The 19,591-nt window shown below is 70.8% G+C and carries 19 protein-coding genes; 12 read left to right on the top strand and 7 right to left on the bottom strand.

Features of this window, described 5'->3' with window-relative positions; all coding sequences use genetic code 11:
• Window positions 1-26: 26 nt before the first annotated feature.
• Window positions 27-503, bottom strand: coding sequence for a roadblock/LC7 domain-containing protein (locus tag ACZ52C_RS32455; RefSeq protein WP_045561911.1), 477 nt, complete (start codon window positions 501-503; stop codon window positions 27-29).
• Window positions 484-2,946 carry a sensor histidine kinase gene (locus ACZ52C_RS32450; RefSeq protein WP_469078111.1) on the bottom strand — a complete coding sequence of 821 codons (2,463 nt, stop codon included), beginning with the start codon at window positions 2,944-2,946 and terminating at the stop codon, window positions 484-486. The genes ACZ52C_RS32455 and ACZ52C_RS32450 overlap by 20 nt, the downstream gene beginning before the upstream one ends.
• 429 nt (window positions 2,947-3,375) lie before the next feature.
• On the opposite strand from ACZ52C_RS32450, the gene ACZ52C_RS32445 reads away from it, so the two are divergent.
• Complete coding sequence (locus tag ACZ52C_RS32445; RefSeq protein ID WP_469078110.1) at window positions 3,376-4,518, top strand: substrate-binding domain-containing protein; 1,143 nt, start codon at window positions 3,376-3,378, stop codon at window positions 4,516-4,518.
• A 33-nt stretch (window positions 4,519-4,551) separates the two neighbouring features.
• On the opposite strand, the gene ACZ52C_RS32440 is transcribed toward ACZ52C_RS32445, so the two are convergent.
• Window positions 4,552-5,439 (bottom strand): helix-turn-helix transcriptional regulator, encoded by an 888-nt coding sequence (locus tag ACZ52C_RS32440; RefSeq protein ID WP_469078109.1) that lies wholly within the window; start codon window positions 5,437-5,439, stop codon window positions 4,552-4,554.
• 162 nt (window positions 5,440-5,601) lie between these two features.
• Here ACZ52C_RS32440 and ACZ52C_RS32435 point away from each other — a divergent pair, with 162 nt between their 5' ends.
• Window positions 5,602-6,624, top strand: a complete 1,023-nt coding sequence (locus tag ACZ52C_RS32435; RefSeq protein WP_469078108.1) for a zinc-dependent alcohol dehydrogenase family protein — start codon at window positions 5,602-5,604, stop codon at window positions 6,622-6,624.
• Window positions 6,625-6,757: 133 nt separating this feature from the next.
• Window positions 6,758-7,297: a GNAT family N-acetyltransferase gene (locus tag ACZ52C_RS32430; protein ID WP_469078107.1), complete on the top strand. Its 540-nt coding sequence runs from the start codon at window positions 6,758-6,760 to the stop codon at window positions 7,295-7,297.
• Window positions 7,298-7,372: 75 nt separating this feature from the next.
• On the opposite strand, the gene ACZ52C_RS32425 is transcribed toward ACZ52C_RS32430, so the two are convergent.
• Window positions 7,373-8,806 carry an eCIS core domain-containing protein gene (locus ACZ52C_RS32425; RefSeq protein ID WP_469078106.1) on the bottom strand — a complete coding sequence of 478 codons (1,434 nt, stop codon included), beginning with the start codon at window positions 8,804-8,806 and terminating at the stop codon, window positions 7,373-7,375.
• Window positions 8,807-9,184: 378 nt separating this feature from the next.
• Between ACZ52C_RS32425 and ACZ52C_RS32420 the strand changes: the two genes are divergently transcribed.
• The 3 genes from ACZ52C_RS32420 to ACZ52C_RS32410 all read left to right on the top strand — a co-directional run bounded on the left by ACZ52C_RS32420 (window position 9,185) and on the right by ACZ52C_RS32410 (window position 10,160).
• Entirely contained in the window at window positions 9,185-9,316 is a 132-nt protein-coding gene (locus ACZ52C_RS32420; protein ID WP_469078105.1) for a hypothetical protein, read from the top strand.
• Window positions 9,317-9,593: 277 nt separating this feature from the next.
• Window positions 9,594-9,821 (top strand): hypervirulence associated TUDOR domain-containing protein, encoded by a 228-nt coding sequence (locus tag ACZ52C_RS32415; protein ID WP_469078104.1) that lies wholly within the window; start codon window positions 9,594-9,596, stop codon window positions 9,819-9,821.
• 6 nt (window positions 9,822-9,827) lie between these two features.
• Window positions 9,828-10,160, top strand: coding sequence for a DUF3140 domain-containing protein (locus tag ACZ52C_RS32410; protein ID WP_469078103.1), 333 nt, complete (start codon window positions 9,828-9,830; stop codon window positions 10,158-10,160).
• A gap of 111 nt (window positions 10,161-10,271) precedes the next feature.
• Here the strand turns inward: ACZ52C_RS32410 and lpdA are convergent, their stop codons facing one another.
• Window positions 10,272-11,684, bottom strand: coding sequence for a dihydrolipoyl dehydrogenase (gene lpdA / locus ACZ52C_RS32405; RefSeq protein WP_469078102.1), 1,413 nt, complete (start codon window positions 11,682-11,684; stop codon window positions 10,272-10,274).
• Window positions 11,685-12,329: 645 nt separating this feature from the next.
• On the opposite strand from lpdA, the gene ACZ52C_RS32400 reads away from it, so the two are divergent.
• On the top strand, window positions 12,330-12,719 hold the full coding sequence (locus ACZ52C_RS32400; protein WP_469078101.1) for a hypothetical protein: 390 nt from the start codon (window positions 12,330-12,332) through the stop codon (window positions 12,717-12,719).
• Window positions 12,720-12,968: 249 nt separating this feature from the next.
• Here the strand turns inward: ACZ52C_RS32400 and ACZ52C_RS32395 are convergent, their stop codons facing one another.
• Window positions 12,969-13,421, bottom strand: coding sequence for a nucleoside deaminase (locus tag ACZ52C_RS32395; protein ID WP_469078100.1), 453 nt, complete (start codon window positions 13,419-13,421; stop codon window positions 12,969-12,971).
• A complete protein-coding gene (locus ACZ52C_RS32390) occupies window positions 13,418-14,230 on the bottom strand; it encodes an LLM class flavin-dependent oxidoreductase (RefSeq protein ID WP_469078099.1) in 813 nt (270 codons plus the stop codon). Before ACZ52C_RS32390 ends, ACZ52C_RS32395 begins: the two co-directional genes overlap by 4 nt.
• A 93-nt stretch (window positions 14,231-14,323) precedes the next feature.
• Here ACZ52C_RS32390 and ACZ52C_RS32385 point away from each other — a divergent pair, with 93 nt between their 5' ends.
• The 5 genes from ACZ52C_RS32385 to ACZ52C_RS32365 all read left to right on the top strand — a co-directional run bounded on the left by ACZ52C_RS32385 (window position 14,324) and on the right by ACZ52C_RS32365 (window position 19,460).
• Complete coding sequence (locus ACZ52C_RS32385) at window positions 14,324-14,770, top strand: Lrp/AsnC family transcriptional regulator (RefSeq protein WP_469078098.1); 447 nt, start codon at window positions 14,324-14,326, stop codon at window positions 14,768-14,770.
• A 231-nt stretch (window positions 14,771-15,001) separates the two neighbouring features.
• Complete coding sequence (locus tag ACZ52C_RS32380) at window positions 15,002-16,948, top strand: S41 family peptidase (protein WP_469078097.1); 1,947 nt, start codon at window positions 15,002-15,004, stop codon at window positions 16,946-16,948.
• 457 nt (window positions 16,949-17,405) lie between these two features.
• Complete coding sequence (locus tag ACZ52C_RS32375) at window positions 17,406-17,942, top strand: hypothetical protein (RefSeq protein ID WP_469078096.1); 537 nt, start codon at window positions 17,406-17,408, stop codon at window positions 17,940-17,942.
• A 223-nt stretch (window positions 17,943-18,165) separates the two neighbouring features.
• Window positions 18,166-18,522 carry a PadR family transcriptional regulator gene (locus tag ACZ52C_RS32370; protein ID WP_469078095.1) on the top strand — a complete coding sequence of 119 codons (357 nt, stop codon included), beginning with the start codon at window positions 18,166-18,168 and terminating at the stop codon, window positions 18,520-18,522.
• Entirely contained in the window at window positions 18,519-19,460 is a 942-nt protein-coding gene (locus tag ACZ52C_RS32365; protein ID WP_469078094.1) for a hypothetical protein, read from the top strand. The genes ACZ52C_RS32370 and ACZ52C_RS32365 overlap by 4 nt, the downstream gene beginning before the upstream one ends.
• Window positions 19,461-19,591 lie beyond the last annotated feature (131 nt).

Genomic DNA, 19,591 nt, shown 5'->3' with positions numbered 1-19,591 from the left:
CGCCCTCCTGCCTCGCGGGGGACGGGTCAGCCGGCCGGTGTGGAGCCGACGCTGTTCTTGAGTTCGATCACCAGTTGGGGGGTGAGCGCGGCCCCGGCGCGGTTGGCGAAGAGGGTCATCTCGTAGGCGATGTTGCCCAGTTTCGCCTCCTTGGAGGCGACCACGCCGAGGACGGCGCCGTTGCCGATGGCCGAGACCAGCACATGGCCTCCCTCCAGGTCGATGATGACCTTGTTGAGGCCGCCCAGGCCGTAGTTGCCGGAGACGCCCGCGGCGAGGCTGGTGACGCCGGACACGATCGCGGCGAGCCGCTCGGAGTCGGCCCTGTCGCGGAGTTGGGAGACGGCGATCAGCAGTCCGTCGGACGACACCGCGATGGCGTCCACGACACCGGCGGTGTCGGTGGCGAACCGGTCGAGCAGCCAGGTGAAGTCGGCCGCCGCGGTTCGCAGATCGGCGGGGTTCGCCTGTTCGGAGGTGCTGTCACCTGTCGACGTCGTCACTGCCCGTCTCCTTCTGGCCTTCTGGGGATTCCGGTCCTGCGGTGGTGCCGGTCTCGTCGGCGGTCGTGGTCGTGGTCACGGCCTCAGTCGCGGCCGCGTCCTGTTCCGCCCTGCGGACGGCGGCCTCGAACTCGTCGAGTTCCGAACGCACGGCGTCGGCGTCCAGCGGCTGTCGCGGCGCCGGTGCGCTGCGGTCGGCCGCCGGGGTGGTCACGGTGAGCGTCGCGCCGCGGACCCGTCGCCGCAGGGGGCGGGTGGCCGCCGACGCGGTGCCCTCGGGGGTGGTGGCGTCGCCGGAGCCGGGGCGGGACGGGACGCGTCGGGGCAGGTCGCTGTGGGGTGACACGATCGTCGGCCGTCGTTCGGGAAGGGTCGCCGTGGCGGCGGGTACCGGTGCGGGTGCGGCGGCCGTCCTCTCCGGCCTCGGCGTGGGTGCCGCCGCGGTCCCGGCAGGTGTGTCGTCCACCGGACTCATCGTCAGCAGGAGCGAGGCGGGGATCCATATGGTCCCGGTGACACCACCGCCCGGTGTACGGCTCAGGGCCACGTGCAGTCCGAGGTGGCGGGCGAGGCTGCCGACGACGAAGAGGCCGAGCACCTTGGTCGGCACCAGGTCGAGCCGCTCCCGGCGGACGAGCCGGGCGTTCTCCTCGGCGAGGCGTTCCGCGCTCATGCCGAGGCCGTGGTCGATGACCTCGATCAGGGCGCCGCCGTCCTTGGTGACATCGGTGCCGGGCCGCACGACCACTTCGACCGGGGTGTGGGAAGGCGAGAAGGAGACGGCGTTCTCCAGCAGTTCGGCGAGCAGCAGGGTCAGGTCGCCGATGATGTCGGGGCCGACGGTGATGTCCGTCTCGGAGCGCAGGGACACCCGCTGGTATCCCTCGATCCGGCCGAGGCCGGAGCGTATGACGTCGGCCAGGGTGGTGGGCCGGGCCTCGACGTCCGTCTCCCGGATTCCGGCGAGCAGCATCAGGCTGTCGGCGTTGCGCTGGAGCCGTACGGCGATGTGGTCGATGCGGTAGAGCTGGTCGAGCAGGTCAGGGTCGGTCTCCTCGCGTTCCACGGCGTCGATCAGCGACAGCTGACGCGTGGTCAGATTGCTGACCCGGCGGCCCACGTTGCCGAACATCTCGGCGACGTTGCGTCGGCTCAGCATCTGCCGCTCCAGCAGCGCGGCGGCGGTGACCTGCACATGGTTGAACGCCTCGGCCAGCTCGCCGATGTCGTCGCGGACCGGGACCGGGATGGCCTGGGGCCGGAACGGGGCGGTGTCGGTGGACTCGTCGTCCGCGACACGGGCGAGTTCCTCGCCCGCGGCAGCGACCACCCGCTGGGCGGAGCGGGTCAGTGCGGTCAGGGGGCGGACGACCGAGCGGCGGACCAGGACGCAGAACGCCAGCCAGGCGGCGAAGCCGAGGAGCGCCAGAGCGAGCATCAGCCATGCCTTGGAGAGGGCGTTCGCGGACAGGGAGTCGGCCTGGGCGGCGGTCTGCCGGATGAGGGTCCGGGTGATGCCGAGGCGGGTGTCGGCCTGCCGCTCGCCGGCGGCGATCCTCTCGCGCAGTTCGCGAGCGGTCTGCGACTGCAGGGAACCCGGATCGACCTGGAGCTCCGCGAACTGCGAGGTGATGGCGTTCTGTTCGGCCGCGCGCTCGATACCGCCCATGCGCAGCACCTGATCCGGCCTGGCGATACGGCCGAAGCGCTCGGACTGGTGGGTGAAGAGTTCGTGGGCGCCGACCGCGCGGGTGTACTCGGTGAGCGCGTTCGCGTCACGGGTCTGGGCGGAGAACACGGCGCTCTCGAAGGCGGCGTGGGCCGCGTCCGCCCGCAGTACGGCGTCCAGCAGGTTGGTGACCGCGGACTGCGAGGTCGCGGCGAAGCGGTCGAGACCGATGCCGTCGATGAGATAGCCGACCGCGGCGGCGTAGGCGGGGTCGATGTTGGCGGCCGGCACGTAGTCCCGGCCGAGCTTGTCGCGCAGGGAGTCGAGGCCGGCGATGTACTCGAGCGCCTGCTTCTCCTCGGCCGGCAGGCTCGACCCGAACGCGGACCGCACGGCCGCGACGCGTTCGTCGGTGGCCCCCTGCGCCTCGCGGTACGCCGTCGTCGACGGCTGGGCGGCCCCCGGCCGGGCCGCGTCGTACTGCACGGACAGCAGGAGTGCCAGCCGGTGTTCGGCCTGGATGTCGTTGGCGAGCGCCGCGACCTGCTCACTGTCACGGACCAGTTCGGCGACCCGGTCGGCGTCGCGGACCTGCTGGATCTGGCCGGTGACACCGACGCCGAGGAGCGCGCCGACGACCGCCACGGGCGCGATGACGAGAACGTTGAGTTTGCGGCGGAACGGCCACCGGGCGAGAACGGAGACCGCCCTGCGGCGGAACACAGGAGTCCGGTCCGTGCGGCCGGGCGGCGGCTCCACTGTGTTCGTGGGCACGCTGACCTCCTTGGCTGTTCGGGTGAGTGGTGACCGCGGTGTCGTCGCGGCGGGGCCGTCGACGACCTCGGTGGCCGGGATCGGCCGGACGCTCGCACGGTGTCGCCGGGTTCGAGCGGTCGGACACGTCGTTCGAACGACGGGATCACGTCATGTGTCCGGATCGGGTCGGTCGGAGACTATCGTCTGCGTGATCGCTGTGAGCCTGTGTGTAATCAAGAATTGATTACGAATTGTTCACGCGTGCCTACTGAGCGGTAGCGCCTCCCGTGGAGGGACCGGTCGGGGCCCTGCTACATTCCCACCGCGACAACCCGCCGGGCAGCGGCCCGAGGTGCTGCCGCCGTTGCGATTCCGGCTGTCTGCCGGCCTGTTCCTCTCCTCCCCCCACGCAACCCGTACCCCCTCGTGCCCAGTTGAGGAGACCCCGTGCACTCCACCCGCAGAGCGACCGCGGCAGCCGTCGCGTTCCTGGTCGCGGCCACCACCGTGGCCGGCTGTGACAGCGGTTCGGCCACCGACGCGTCCACCGTCGGTGCACGGAAGCCGGGTTGTCCCGCCGCCCTCGCCGAGGCGAAACAGGCGGTCAAGGAGGCCGAGGACATCAACGCCCCCTGGGGCGGCCCCACCACCGGACCGAAGGCCGTTCCCGGCAGGACCATCGCCTACATCGCCCAGACCATGACCAACCCGGGTGTCTCCGGGGTCGCCCGGGGTGTCCAGGAAGCGGCCAAGGTCGTCGGCTGGGACGTCCGCACCATCGACGGACAGGGCACGCCCGCCGGAATCCGGGAGGCCTTCGCCGAAGCCCTCGCCCTCAAGCCCTCCGGCATCGTCATCGGCGGTTTCGACCCCAAGTCCGTGACCAAGCAGGTCGAACAGGCCGACGCCGCGGGCATCCCGCTGATCGGCTGGCACGCCACGGCCACCCCGGGCCCCAGCGCGCGTCCGAAGCTCTTCAGCAACGTCACCACCAGGGTCGAGGACGTCGCGAGGATCAGTGCCGACTGGATCATCGCCCGCTCGGGCGGCCGCGCCGGAGTGGTGCTCTTCACCGACGCCTCCATCCCCTTCGCCGCACGGAAGTCCGACCTGATCAGGAAACACCTCGCCACCTGCGCCGATGTCGACCTGCTCAGCTACGAGGACATCCCCATCCCGGAGGCCGGCAGCAGAACCCTCGACAAGGTCGCCTCCCTCCAGTCCCGGTTCGGCGACAGATGGACCTACTCCGCCGCCATCAACGACCTGTACTTCGACCACGCGGCACCCGCGCTGCGCGCCGCCGGACACCAGGGCGACGGCGCCCCGTACAACATCGGCGCCGGTGACGGAGATCCGTCGGCCTTCGAGCGCATCAACGGCAAGCGGTACCAGGCTGCCACCGTGCCCGAGCCACTGTCCGAACAGGGATGGCAGATCATCGACGAGTTCAACCGCGCCTTCGCGGGCGAGCCCGCCAGCGACTACGTCGCCCCCGTCCACATCACCACCGCCGACAACAGCGGCGGCGCGCTCTCCTGGGACTCGGAGGGCTACCGACAGGCCTACCGCAAGATCTGGGACAAGTAGGTACGGGCGGCCGGTCGCGCGCCACGTCAGAGGTCAACTGTCCGTCCGGAGGCGGCCGTCGGCGGCGGCGCCGTCCTGGGAGGCGGTCCAGGAGGCGAGCAGGCGGAGTGCCTCCTCGGAGGGTGAGCCCGGTTCGGCGGTGTAGATGAGCAGGGTGAGGCCCGGTTCGGCGTCCATGGCCGAGCCGTGCCAGGAGAGGGTGAGATCGCCGACGAGCGGATGGTGGAAGCGCTTGGAACCGGTGCCGTGCCGGCGGACGTTGTGCGAGCCCCAGCGGACGCGGAACGCGTCGCAGCGCGTGGACAGTTCGCCCACCAGGTCGTGGAGGTCCCTGTCGTGGGGATCACGGCCGGCCGCGGTGCGCAGGACGTCGACGGTCATGTCGGCGATGAGGTCCCAGTCCGGGTAGAAGCGGCGGGCCACGGGGTCGAGGAACTGGAAGCGGGCCATGTTCGGCGTCACCGTGCCACCGGCATACAGGTCGGTGAAGAAGGCACGGGCGAGCGCGTTGCCGGCGACCAGGTCCAGACGGCCGTTGGTGACGAACGCGGGCCCGGCCGTGACGGCGTCCAGGGTCCACTGCAGGTTCTTCGGGAGCGCCTGCCGCCGGCCGGACCTGGGGCGGGCGAGCGTGTCGGAGCCCTCCTGCGCCTGGGCCAGGTGCAGCAGATGCGCCCGCTCGACGTCGCTCAGCCGCAGCGCGCGGGCGACCGCCTCCAGCACGGCGGGGGAGGCGCCGGAGAGGTTGCCGCGCTCCAGCTTGCCGTAGTAGTCGACGCTGATGTCGGCCAGCGTGGCGACCTCGCTCCTGCGCAGCCCCGGCACCCGGCGCCGGCTGCCGGCGGGTAGCCCGGCCCGCTCGGGGGAGATCTTCGCCCGCCGCGAGGTGAGGAACTCGCGGACCTCGTCACGGTTGTCCACGCCATGACCGTACGCCGTCCGCCCGGCCGTAGGGATGTACTGCCAGTACACGCTCCGACGGCACCTGGTTCCCGCCGCGCGAGGAGGGTTACCTGGAGGACGTGGCACTCAGCCCGCCCGGCCGTTCGACACGGCCGGTCCCTCCGTACGCAAGGAGCCCCCATGCGCGGTGTCGTGATGCACGCCCCCGGTGACTTCCGGGTGGAGGAGCGCGAAGACCCGAAGATCCTCAAGCCGACCGACGCGGTCATCCGCGTGGCCGCGGCCTGCGTGTGCGGCTCGGACCTGTGGCCCTACCGCGGCGCCGAGCCCTTCGACGCGGCCTCCCCGATCGGCCACGAGTACGTGGGCGTCGTCGAGGAGGTCGGCAGCGCCGTCACCACGGTCGAGCCCGGCCAGTTCGTGGTCGGCGGCTTCTCCGCCTCCGACAACACCTGCGGGAACTGCCGCGCCGGCTACCAGAGCTCCTGCGTCCAGCGTGAGTGGATGAACCCGATGGGCGCCCAGGCGGAGCGGCTGCGCGTCCCGCTCGCCGACGGCACCCTGGTCGCCACCCCGGGGATGCCGGACGAGGACCTGATCCCCAGCCTGCTGACCGCCTCCGACGTCCTCGGCACCGGCTGGTTCGCGGCGATCGCCGCGCAGGCCGGACCCGGCAGGACGGTCGCCGTGGTCGGCGACGGCGCGGTCGGCCTGCTCGGCGTGCTGGCCGCCCGGCAGCTGGGCGCGGAGCGGGTCATCGCGATGAGCCGCCACGAGTCGCGGCAGAAGCTCGCGCTGGACTTCGGCGCCACCGACATCGTCGCCGAGCGCGGCGACGCGGGCGTGGAGAAGATCAAGGAGCTGACCGGCGGCTACGGCGCCCACTCCGTCATCGAGGCGGTCGGCACCCAGGAGTCCATGCTCCAGGCGGTCCGCTCCACCCGCCCCGGCGGCCATGTCGGCTATGTCGGCGTCTCCCACGACGTCACGCTCGACGGCCAGGAGCTGTTCTTCTCCCACGTCCACCTGCACGGCGGCCCGGCCCCGGTCCGCCAGTACCTGCCGCAGCTGATCGACCTGATCTGGAAGCGGCAGATCGACCCGAGCAAGGTCTTCGACCTCACCCTCCCGCTGGAGCAGGCCGCCGACGCCTACCGCGCGATGGACGAGCGCCGAGCGATCAAGGTCCTGCTCAAGCCGTGACGGACGCGCCGGCCTCGTAGCCGGGGCGCCACAGCCGTGGCGTGCGGCGGGCCCTGCCCGGTGCGGGACGACGGCAGGGTGATGTGCCGCTGTGGTGGAAGCCCGGTGGCGGGTGCGCGATAGGTTGCCCGCCATGAAGGAACTCGGGTCCGTCAGCTGGCCTCCCGCCCCGATCGAGACCGAACGGCTCGTGCTCCGTGAGTCCGAGGCCCGGGACCGCGCGGTGTTCATCGAGATGCTGGCGTCACCGGAGGTGCACACCTACCTCGGTGGCCCCCGCCCGCGCGACGAGCTCGAGCGCGAGTTGCCCGCGGTGCCCGAGCGGTGGCCCGGGAGCTTCGTCGTCGAACTCGACCGGGCCATGATCGGCCACATCCTGCTGAGGAGAACACCCGAGCATCATCGCCCTGCTGCCGCGGGGAAGGTCGATCTCGGCTACCTGTTCCTGCCACGAGCGTGGGGCTTCGGGTACGCCGCCGAGGCGTGCGCGGCGGCGCTCGACTGGCTGGACGGCGTCCGTCCCGGCGAGCCGGTCATGCTCACCACCCAGACGGCCAACGTCGGTTCGATGCGACTGGCGGCCAAGCTGGGGTTCACCGAGGTGGAGCGGTTCCGGGCCTGGGATGCCGAGCAGTGGCTCGGCCGGCGGCCCCCGGTCACGCCGTCCGCCTGAGCCGGAGCCGGGCGAACCCTGACCCACCCCGCCCGGGCCTCCGGCCCCGGGCGGGGCGTCACGGGGTGGGCCGGGTCACATGAGCTTCCGGTTGCCCCTCTCCTTCTTGAGCTTGTCCACGTTGATCGGCTGGAGGATCACGGTGATCGCGCCCACCGTGAAGTGCTGCACCGGACCGCCGGTGTTGCGCCCGTGGAAACTGTGCGGCAGCGCCTGCCCGTTGGTCGGATCCGTGCCCGACGTATACATGTCGACGATGCCCTCGTACCCCTGGCGGGCCTTCGCGTCGTTGCCGTCCGCGGCCTGCTCCACGGTGATGCGGTCGTCGCCGTCCACGGCGACCACGGCCGCCACGTGGTACGGCCACCCGCTGGTGTTGGCGGGCCTCTCGTAGTCCCCGTGCCACGCGGTCTCCACGATGGCGAAAGCCTGGCCGGCGTCCGGCCGTTCCTCGCCGTTCGCGTGGGGGCCGCCGGGCCTGTTCTGCGCGTAGGCCAGCGCGCCCTCCGCGTTCTCCCTGTCGCCCAGGCCGAACTGGTTGCCGCCCAGGGCGAATTCGCTGGCGTCCTGCCCCAGGGCCAGCCGCTGCTGGTGCATGATCTCCTCGGCCGTGTGGGCGCAGTCCGCGAGGAAGGTCGTCTCCGGTTCGTACTGCGTGTAGGTGCGCCCGCCGATCTCCCCGCTGTTCCCGGTCGGCCTGCAGTACCGGGGCGTAGGGGCACCCTCCGCGACCCAGAAGACGGTGGTGTCGGCCCCCGCGGTGACGTTCATGATGTACAGGCCGTTCTGCGAGACCCGGGCCGGCCCCAGCTCCGGCGTCGTGACCTCGGAGAAGCGCTGAACGACCGTCGCGTCGGTACCGTGCGCCGCGCCCCGGGCCGTCGCGTCGGCCGCCCGCTGCACGGGGGCACCGTCCGAGCCCTGGGCGTTCTGCTCGGGCGTCCGCCTCATCACCCGGACCGCGTTGGCCTCGGCCTCGCGCTCGAACCGGTCGCCGGGGTCGGAGACACTGAGCCCCGCCCCGTTGTCCGTACCGGCCACCGGGCCCTGGCGCTGTTGGATGACGTGCGTCAGCTCATGGGCGAGGGTGTGCTTGTCGCCACCACCGTCGCCGATGACGATATGGCTGCCGGAGGTGTAGGCGCGGGCCCCCACCTCGGCCGCGGAGGCGCGGGCCGCGGAGTCGGTGTGCAGGCGGACGTCCGAGAAGTCGGCGTCGAGGCGGGACTCCATCTCCTGGCGCAGCGGTTCGTCCAGCGGATTGCCCGGCGCCCGCAACACGTCGTGCACGGCGGAGCGCTGCACCGGCTCCGCCGCGGGCTGACGGTGGCCGCAGTCCGCGCTGTGCTGGTGCCGGCCCTCCTGGAGCATACGGGCGACGGCGGCGTTGCCCGCGGTGCGCTGCAGGTCGAGAAGCGCGTCGGGCATCCGCCCTCCTGGCCGCGCGGCCGCGCTCTTCGCAGGGCGCTGCGGCTGCTTGTCGTTCTTCATCGGCTCTCGCGCGTGCATGGACTTCCGCTCGTAGGCTGGCAGTGGGGCTGTGCTTTCCTACATACCCGGTACGGCGGACGCGGGTGAGGAGCGTTCGGGCACGATGCGGTGCCCCTACGGGCAGCGCGGCCGTCCGGGCGGGTATCGGCGGTGGCCGCACCGGCGCGGAGCCGGGCAGGAGGCACACCCGCTCCTGGAACGCATCCGGGAGACCAGCCCCCGCTCCAGGTCCGCTGCCAGGACGCCGAGCATCCCGACGTCAGGGCGCCGCGCCGCCCCGCAGTGCCCCCTGCCCCCCCACGTCTGCCACCGCGCCTGCCCCCCGCCCCGATCCGCACCTCGCCCGTACACGTCAGGCGGTACCGAAGGTCAGGCCCTTCCCGGAGTCCGCACGACGTGGTGGGCCGAGAGGACGCCTTCGGGTGCGCCCCGGGCCACTACCAGCCGCCGGAGCTGGACATCGTCAGCTACTTCCCCGTCGTCGAGCCGGCCACCCTCACCGGCACCGACGCTCAAGGCGGGCCGTGACGCCTTCGCCGCCCGCCATCCCGACATCACCGCGGACACCGACAACGCCCGTGTCCTGCGCAGTGTCCTCATGAAGCCGGAATCCGAGCACCACATCGAGCTCTGCACACCCGGGTCGAACAGCTCACCCAGCTCCGATGACGGCGCCCCACGGATCGACGGCCCGCGCAGGGGGCCGTCCCGCGCCGAGGCCGGGGCCGGCCACGAAGCTGCGATGCGAGCGGCGAGCCCTCACCCTGGAAGAGCCGGGGGCGAGCCGCGCGGGAAGGAGAACGGCATGGCCAAAGACCCGAGCAGGGGCAAGAAGCTGAAGAAGGGTGACAAGGTCGCCTGGAGCAGTCACGGCAGTCAGGCCGAGGGTGAGGTGGAGGAGAGAATCACGGAGCGGAAGAAGGCCGCGGGGCGAACGGTGGACGCCTCGCCCGAGGAGCCGCAGTACCAGGTCCGCAGCGAGAAGTCCGGCAGGTCCGCCGTGCACAAGCCGTCCGCGCTGAAGAAGAAGTGATGCCGCGTGGCGGGCGACGCGCACGAAGAGACGTGGGACGAGTTCCGCGAGCTGGTGAACATGAAGCCCGGCGAGCTGGAGAAGTGGCTGGACTCTGAGGAGTCGCAGAGAGCCGGGCAGCGCGAGGACGGCGGTGAGTCCACGGGCCACGCCTCCGGCCGCCGGATCGTCGGCATCCTGCACGCCCGGAAGGGCGACCTCACGGACGACGACTACCAGCACATGCGGAAGGTCATCGGCTACATCCGACGCCACCTCGCGCAACGGCCCTCGGGCGACGTACGGGACACCCGGTGGCGGTACTCCCTCATGAACTGGGGCCACGACCCACTGGCCTGACGGACCGCGGCCCCCCTCATGGCACGACCGGCCCGGCGCCCCCGGCACGAGCACCGGCAGCCGCACGGGCCGAGGACGGCGACACCCCGGCCGTCCGGGGCCGGGACCGCACTACATGTTGATCATGTGGCCGGCGAGACCGTGGACGGCCTCCTTGACCGCTTCGCCGAGGGTCGGGTGGGCGTGGACGTTGCGGGCGACCTCGTGGACCGTGAGGTCCCACTGCTGGGCCAGGGTCAGCTCGGGAAGGAGTTCGGTGACGTCCGGTCCGATGAGATGCCCGCCGAGAAGCTCGCCGTACTTGGCGTCGCTGATCAGCTTCACGAAGCCGCTCGCGTCGCCCAGACCGTGCGCCTTGGCGTTCGCGGTGAAGGGGAACTTGACGACCTGGACGTCGAAGCCCTTCTCCCGCGCCTGCGCCTCGGTGTAGCCGAAGCTGGCGATCTGCGGCTGGCAGAAGGTGGACCGCGGGATCATCACGTAGTCCAGCTCCATGGTCTCCGCGTCCGCGATCGTCTCGGCGGCGACCATGCCCATCGCCTCGGCGGCGTGCGCGAGCATCAGCTTCGCGGTGACGTCGCCGATGGCGAAGATGTGCGGGACGGAGGTGCGGCAGCGGCCGTCGACGTCGATCGCGCCGCGCTCGGTGACCCTCACGCCGGTGTTCTCCAGGCCGTAGCCGGTGACGTTCGGTGCGAAGCCGATCGCCTGCAGGACCTTGTCCGCCTCCAGCACCTGCTGGGCGCCGTCCTTGCCGGTGACCGTGACACGGACCTGCGGACCGGACTCGTCGATGGACTCGACGCGGGTCGAGGTGAGGACGTCGATGCCCAACTTCCGGTACTGCTTGGCCAGTTCGGCGGAGACCTCGGCGTCCTCCAGCGGGGCGATCCGGTCCAGGAACTCGACGACGGTGACCTTCACGCCGTAGTTGTGCAGGACGTAGGCGAACTCGACGCCGATGGCCCCGGCGCCCGCGATGACGATCGACTGCGGCAGGTCCTCGGCGAGGATCTGCTCCTCGTACGTCACCACGCGCGAGGTACGGCGGGTGCCGGGCAGCAGCTTGGGGGTCGCCCCGGCGGCGATGATGCAGTGCTCGAAGCCGATGGTGCGGGTGTTGCCGTCGTAGTCGGCGACCTGGAGCGTGTGCGGGTCGACGAAGGTGCCGCGACCGCTGATCTCCGTGATCTTGTTCTTCTTCATCAGGTAGTGGACGCCCTTGACCCGGCCGTCCGCGACCTTCCGGCTGCGGCGGAAGGCCTCCCCGTAGTCGAAGGAGACCTCGCCCTCGGCCTTGATGCCGAAGGTCTTCGCCTCGCGGGTGAAGATGTGCGCGAGTTCGGCGTTGCGCAGCAGCGCCTTGGTGGGGATACAGCCCACGTTCAGGCAGACGCCACCCCAGTACTTCTCCTCGACGACCGCGACACGCTTGCCCAGCTGGGCGGCCCTGATGGCGGCGACATACCCGCCGGGGCCCGCGCCGAGTACGACGACGTCGAAGCGCTCACCCTGCTCGTCCATGGACGGCTTCCTTTCCGCTGGGGCGGCCCGCCCCGCGAGGGACGGACCGACTCCCGATCGAACGACTCTGTTCACCAACCCACCGGCGGCGGCATCCACCACTGCCCGGCCGCGGGGAACCGGCGAAGGCGACCGTGCGGTCCACCCTCTCACCGGCTTCCCGGACATCAGCTTCAGCGCCGCGGAGCGGTGATCTATGCCCGCTCAGTCATCATCGTCGGCGGGCCGGCGTCCCGTCGACTCCGTGTACTCCGGCCTCGACGGCACCGAGCCCTGCCCGACCACGGCATGCGGCCGGAACGCGTGGGGTGCCGCGGGGAGACCAGGTGTTCCGAACCCTGCCCGGTTCATACGGGCTCAGCGGTGGTGCCTGCTGGGGCGGACTGTGAACGAGTGCTCGCGATCGGCCGCGCGTCGACAGACGGAGCCCGAGTGAGTGTCAGGTCCATCATGCCTGCTCGGAGGCGGTTTTCGGTAGGACACAGCGCACCCCTGTTTCTTCTTGTGGCCGTCGGTGCCGCGCGTCAGACTCGTCGTCATCCAAACCCCGGCCAACGTGCCGGCAACCGTTCGCGGCTGTCGGCGCGGTCGCCGTGCTGTCTCACCGCATGACGTGCACGGTCCGGGGGCTGACGAAGGGGATCGATGGATCAGGACATGGTCGTGCTGGCGAGGGTCAGGCTGCTGAGCGCCAACCGGCGGGTGGTGCGTGGTGCCGAAGGGCTGTGGATCTACCGGCTTCTGACACAGGTCGAGCCGGAGGCGTACGGGTCGAAGCTGGCGTACGTCCTGATAGAGGCAAGTGCGTCACCCCTGGTGCGGGAGTTGCCTGAGCGACGGTTGGCCCTGTTGGACGAAGCCGTGGAGGTGGCGAAGGCCCTCGGTACGTCGAACCCCTACCGGGCGAAGATGCTGGCGAGGGCCCTGGCCGCCAGAGAGCGGGAACTGAAGGGCCGTTCGGCGGAGCCGCTCGCGTCGCCCGAAGGGCGGGAGCATCAGGCGGCGTCTCAGGAAGCGACGCGAGAACGCGCGTGACCCTGCGGGTATCGGGTGCCGACCCCCTGAACGGTGAGAAGGGAGGGGCCGGTCCCGCTGTCTGAACGGAGCGGCGCCTGATACCCCGGATGTACAGCTCGCGGCGTGGGGTTCCTGCTGCGCCCAGGACCCCCGCGCTCGCGATCTGCGCGCCTCGATGATCCGGATCGAAGGCCTCACCCGGGCCATCCGCTGATCACGCGGCAGTGCGCGCGCGCAGCGGGTTGCACGCGCATGAGGAGCTTCGGGTCAAGTACCGGCCGATGGGCTTGGCCCGTAATAGGAGTCGATGGGTGCGCGTGCCTCGTCGAGCAGGGCCGGACCGTCCTGCGTCACTGACGGCCAGAGGCCCGACTCCGGGTTGAGTTCGACGAGCTGCTCGGTGGAGAGCGCGTACACGACCCGGCCGATGCCGGAGCGGACGATGCCGCCGGCACACATGCCGCACGGCTGGCAGCTCGTGTACATGGTGGTACGGGCGGCCGTGTCCGTATCCAGCTCACGGGCCGCCCACCGGGCCAGCTTCAACTCCGGATGGGCCGTGATGTCGCCGTCCCGCCGGACCGTGTTGTGCGCCTCGGCGAGGATCGCCCCGTCCGTCCCGGCCAGCAGCGAGCCGTACGGCGCGTCGCCCAGCTCCACCGCGCGCGCCGCGATACCGATGGCCTGCCGCAGCAGCACCTCGTCAGCAGGGGTGATCACGACGCCGTCCCCCACTCCTCGGCCACCGTGGTGAGCGCGCGCCACGCGACCTCGGGCCGACGGGTCTGAGCCGGGTCCCCGTGGTAGGGGTCGAGGACCACCGTCCGGGCACCGAGCTCGCGAAGTTCCGCCAGATCACCCACGATCTGCCGCACGTCGCCGACACCGGCCGGCCGCTCGGCGTCCTCGACCGGAGCGTCGGTCAGACGCAGCGCGATCCGCGGCGCGAACCCCGGCAACGCGTTGCCCGCCGGAACCGACCGCATCCGCGTCAGCGGAAGCTTCAGCGGATGCCAGGCATCGCCGAACCGGACCGCCCGCCGGATCGCCGCCGCACTGTGCCCGCCGACCCACACCGCGGGCGCGGCTTGGTCCTCCGCCTCCCACACCTGCCGCATCACCCCGAGGTACTCGTCGGTCAGCCGGCCCCGAGCGCCGAACGGTACCCCGAGCGCGTCGAACTCCTGCCGCGCCCATCCGACCCCCACTCCGAGCACGAACCGCCCACCGCTGAGCCGTTGCAGGTTGCTTGCCATCCGTGCCGCCAGCAGCGGATGACGGTACGGCAGCACCAACACGGTCGTGCCCAGCGACAGCTCGCCACCGCTGATACCGGCCAGCCAGGACAGCGTGGTGAACGGGTCGTAGAACGGCTCCGGATACCGCTCCGCCACATCCGGGGTGACGGCCACGTGGTCCGACACCATCAGCAGATCGAACCCGTTCCCCGCCACGACCCGCGCCCACTCACGCAGCACGCCCGGGTCGGTCCCGGGCCCGAAGTTCGGTACGTTGACACCAAGTTGCATGCCTCGAGGTTATTGCGGTGATCACGCTGCGGGGAACCGAACCTTCCCGGTAGTTCCAGCTTCCCGCAACGAATCTCCCGGTAATATCGCGCCATGGCCGTGAACCTCGACGACATCGACTGGGCGATCATCGAGCAGTTGCAGCAGGACGCCCGCCTGTCCCTCAGCGAGCTGGGGCGCCGCGTCAGCCTCAGCCCGTCGGCCACCACCGAGCGGGTACGCAATCTGGAGTCGCTGGGCGTCATCACCGGCTACCACGCCACCGTGGACCTGGCCAAGGTCGGTTACCCGGTGCTCGCCCTCGTCCGCCTGAAGTACCCCGGCAACCGCCACCAGCCACTGCACCACCTGCTCGCCGAACGCCGCGAGATCCTGGAGTGCCTGCGGACCACCGGCGACGACTGCTACACCCTGAAGGTGGCCGCGACCTCCATGGAACACCTGGAGACGCTCATGGACGAACTGGCCGGCTTCGGCACCACGACCACGAGCGTCGTCTACAGCCGAACACTGCCTCTTCGCGGACCCAAGCGGCCCTGACCCACAGCCGACCGCCGCCACATGACCGCTGACCGCTGATCGGCGATCGGGACGGCACGCCGCACCGCCGGGATCCCACGGGACCCCGCACCGGCGAGGCCCGCCCGCCCTCTGTCCGCCGTTCGAGGCACTTTCCTGTCCGATCAGGTGCAGATGCCGTGTACCTCCCCCCACGGCACGCCGCCGAGCCCGACGGTGAGAAACCCCTGACCTCCACATTTGAGGGACACCATGGCGGATTCGCCCGACGACAGAACAGCCACCTTCCTCCAGCAGGCCGCGGAACCGGTCCGCGCCCACTTGGCCACCTCCACCCCCCTGGGCAGCTTCCTCGAAGGTGCCGGCACGCTCACGTTGGAGGAGCGCCGCCGCATCGTCGATCAGGCGCTCGTCCTGCTGGAGCAGAACTACGTCCACCTGCCGCTCAAAGCCGCGATGCACGCAGTGAACCCGGTGCAACGCCTACGGGTGCTACGGCGGCGTCTGGAGCGGCAGACACAGCAGACCATGACTCGGGAGTGGCTCTTCCACGCCGAGGTGTCGGAGATCTTCCACTCCGTCAGGGACCTGCACACGAACTACCTGCTTCCCGACCCCTTCTCGGGCCGGATCGCCTTCCTGCCGTTCCTCGTCGAGCAGTACACGGACGAACAGGGCACCCACTTCATGGTCACTCACGTGGCCGAGGGCTTCTCCGCACCCGGCTTCAGGCCCGGCGTCGAGATCACCCACTGGAGCGGCATCCCCATCTCGTCCGCCGTCGACCTGAACGCCGCCCGGTTCGCCGGCAGCAACGCCCCTGCTCGGCGCAGCCGAGGCGTTCAGTCGCTGACCGTGCGGCCGTTGAAGATCCACCTGCCGCCGTTCGAGGAATGGGTGACCGTCAGCTACATCGACGACGGCGGCACACCCCGTGAGCTGCGCGAGAACTGGCGGATCGTGGAAAATCTGCCCCCCATGGTGAACGCGGACGCGATCAGCGCCACCGCCCTGGCCCAGGGCCTGGACCTGGACGCGGACGAGACAGGCCGGGCCAAGGTGTTGTTGTTCGCCCCCCGGGTCGTCGCCCAGGAGCGGGCCGTCCGGGCCGACGAAGCCGCGCCCGAACTACGCCAGGGCGAGGTCGCCACGACGATGCCCAAGGTGTTCAAGGCCCAGCGCGTGGAGACGTCGTCCGGGACGTTCGGCCATATCCGGATCTTCACGTTCAGCGTGAACGACCCGATGGCCTTCGTCCGGGAGTTCGTCCGCCTCATCGGAGAACTGCCGCAGAACGGCCTCATCGTGGATGTCCGCGACAACGGCGGCGGCCACATCCACGCTTCCGAGTTCGCCCTCCAGGTCCTCACGCCCCGCCGGATCGCCCCCGAACCGGTGCAGTTCATCAACACCCCGCTCAACCTGCGTATCTGCCGCAAGCACCAGGACGGCTCCTCGGGCATCGACCTGGGTTCCTGGGTCCCCTCGATGGATCAGGCCCTCGAGATCGGCGCCACCTTCTCCAGTGCCTTCCCCCTCACCCCCGAGGACGGTGCCAACGCCATCGGGCAGCAGTACTTCGGGCCGGTGGTTCTCATCACCAACGCCCGCTGCTACTCCGCCACCGACATCTTCGCCGCCGGTTTCCAGGACCACGGCATCGGCCCCGTGCTCGGCACCGACGACAACACCGGCGCCGGCGGAGCCAACGTCTGGACCCACCAGTTGCTCTCCGACCTCCTCCAGGACGACCCGGACAGCCCGTACGTGCCGCTGCCGAAGGGAAGCGGTATGCGCGTATCCATCCGCCGCACCCTCCGGGTCGGCAAGCTGTCCGGCACCCCGGTGGAGGACCTGGGCGTCGTCCCCGACCACCAGCACCGGATGACCCGCCGGGACCTGCTGGAGGACAACGTCGATCTCTTCAACCGGGCGGGCCTGCTCCTCAAGGACCGGGAGCCGCACGCCGTGTCCATCACGGACGCCGTTTCCGTCAACGGCTCCTTGAAGCTCAAGGTGAAAGCGACGAACGTCGATCGCGTGGACGTCTACGTCGACCAGCGACCGCGCGCATCAGTGGACCTCACCGATGGTCAGGCCGACGTGACGGTGCCCGTCGCGACAGCCGCGCACTCCGCCCGCATCGACGGCTTCGAGGCCGGCCACCTCGTCGCCAGCAAGACGGCACACCTCAACTAGCCACCCGTGGCTGACCGGTGGAGCCCTCGCACTCGATGAGTGCCGGGGCTCCGCTGGTACATCGGTTGCGCGTACCGGAAGATCGCGTGCACTCCGTACGGAACCCGCTCTCCGCGACGAGTCTGACACCACCACCGATCACTACTGGGGCCAGGGCAGGACCGGGAACGGCAAGAACATGCTCGGGCGGATTCTGGTGCGCACCCGCAACCAGTTGCGCGCCGAGCCCGTCAAGCCCGGCGAAACCCCCGACGGGGACGACCGCAGCCCGAGGCGGTGATCTGGAAGACGTATGTGGGGTGCCGCATGCGCAGGACGGCTCAGGCCACTGACTTCGAGGTCGGGTGACCTCTCTTTGGGCGCAACGATCAGGCCCGCTCGCGTGGTGGCGTGTTCCCTGACGTCATACGCGTGAGCATGTGCGGAACCAGCCCTCCTCCCACAACGAGGCGATGCGATGTCCGACCGCGCCGACCATGGCAGTCCCGAGGGCGTCGCAGCCGGCAGGATCCTGCGGCGACAGCCGTCGGAGCAGTGGCTGTTCAGCGGCATCTACGGACTGGTGCTGGCCAGTGCCATGGCGGCCGCACTGGACGTGGCGGGGGAGGAGGCCGACCCCGGTGCGGACGCGCTGTGGGTACTGATCACCGCGCTGGCGTCCGGTGCCGCCCATGGGTACGCGCACGTCATCGCCCAACGCGCGTCCGTCCACGGGCCGACCACCACCAGCAGACTGCGTTCGGTGCTCGCGGAGTGGCCCCTGGTCGCCGCCGTGCTGCCCACGGTGGGGGTGCTGCTCGCCGCGGTGGCCGGGTGGTGGGCGGAGGCCACTGCGGTGGACGCGGCCCTGCTGTTCAACACCGTCGCCTTGTTCGGCCTGGGCGCCCGGGCCGCCCGCAGAGCTGGGCAGGGATGGCCGTCCTCGTGCCGGGCAGGGGGCCTCGACATGCTGATCGGCCTGGTGATCATCATGCTGAATGCCCTGATCCATTAGCTCCCGAGAGGCGCCCCGTGTCGGCTGGAAAGGCCGCGATCCCTCGTCGGTGACGCCCTCGGTGGACGACTTCGCACTCGGCGCGGACACGTCTACGGGACGGTCGTGATCGAAGCCGAGAATCACCGCTCCTCGACCTCCTGCCGGAACGCGCGGTCGCGCCCGGGCGGCAGACGATGAGTCGGTCGACAGCATATGTAGGTCACTGATATATATAGGTGACATGAATGAGCGACCGCTTCAGGAGCCGACGCTGCTCCTGCTCACTGCCCTGGCCGACGAGCCCAGGCACGGCTATGGACTGATTCAGGAGATCGACGCGATCTCCCAGGGCCGTGTGCGGATGCGCACCGGCACTCTCTACGGCGCGCTGGACCGGCTGGTCCAGCAGGGCCTGATCCGGGTCGAGCGCGAGGAGGTCGTGGACGGTCGGGCGCGCAAGGTCTACGCCCTCGCCGAGGCCGGCCGCGCCGTGCTGGCAGCCGAGACGGAGCGGCTGCGTGCCGTCGTCGCCGAGGCGGAGCGTCGACTGGCCGCCCCTCGCGCGCACGCCATCCGCCCGAAGGGGGCCCTGGCATGACGCAGCAGCACAGCTCACTCGCGTTCCGCTGGGCGCTGCGCCTTCATCCGGCCGCCTACCGCGCTGCGCACGAAGCCGAGTTGACCGCGATCTATGCCGAGGCGACGCAGGATGCAGGCCCGCTCGGTCGGCTGCGTGAGGCGCTCGATGTCGCCGGTCATGGCCTGCGGCGGCGCACCGGCCTGGGCTCCGACCGGACGGCGGGTCAGGTCCTGGCACAGGCGGCCCCGCTGGCTGTCGCCGTGGCGACGGGCAGCTTCGTGGCGGGCCTGTTGTGGCTCTTCGCCCCCGGGGTCCGGACCGTGCCGACGTCCTCGCTCCCGAATGTGCTGAGCCTGGCCAACACGGGCCTCACGCCGCTGCTCTGGCTGGCGGCGCTCGCGGCTGTCTGGACCGGGCGCTGGAGCGTGGCCCGTGCACTGGTCGTGGCCGCGATGGCGCTGTGCCTGGCCGACGTCCTGGTGGCCGCGTTCGCCTCCTCCGGCTTCTACGGCACCCCCTCGATCGCAGTGATCCGACTGGCGGTGCCGCTGCTCACCGGCGCCGTAGTGCTCGCCGCACCCAGGGATCTGCTCGGCCCCTCGCTGCCTCAGCGACGCATGATCATGGGAACCACCGTCCTGGCGGCCGTCCTGATGTCGGGTGTGCAGCTCATCGAGGTGTACCACCCCTATACGCTGGGCGTTCTCAGCGTCATCGGCCCGCTGTGGGCCGGGGTCCTGTGGGCCGGGGTCCTCGCGATCGCCCTGCTCTTCGGTGCGCGTGACCGGTTGACCGTCGCGGGCGTGGCGGTGGCCGTGCTGCCCACCACGCTGCAGGTGACGGTCCAGCTCACCCCCGCGGGCGTGGTCGTCCTGCTTCTGGTCCTGGTCAGCAGCACGGTGCCCTTCCTCCGCGCGCGCCGGCGCGACGTGTCGACGCCGTCGAGCGCGGCGTAGCTGGCTCCGGGACCCTCGTCGACGCCGAGGAGTTCAAGCAGGTGTGCTTGAACTCCTCGGTCGAGCTCTGGGACGGCCTGCGCACAGCAGGGGCTTCGCCGCCAGCCCCACCCGCGCCGCCGCGCGAGGCG

It is taken from the genome of Streptomyces sp. NPDC034049 (assembly GCF_055575575.1).
The sequence above is the reverse complement of the archived record's forward strand: the minus strand, read 5'-3'. Positions and strand labels throughout refer to the sequence as shown.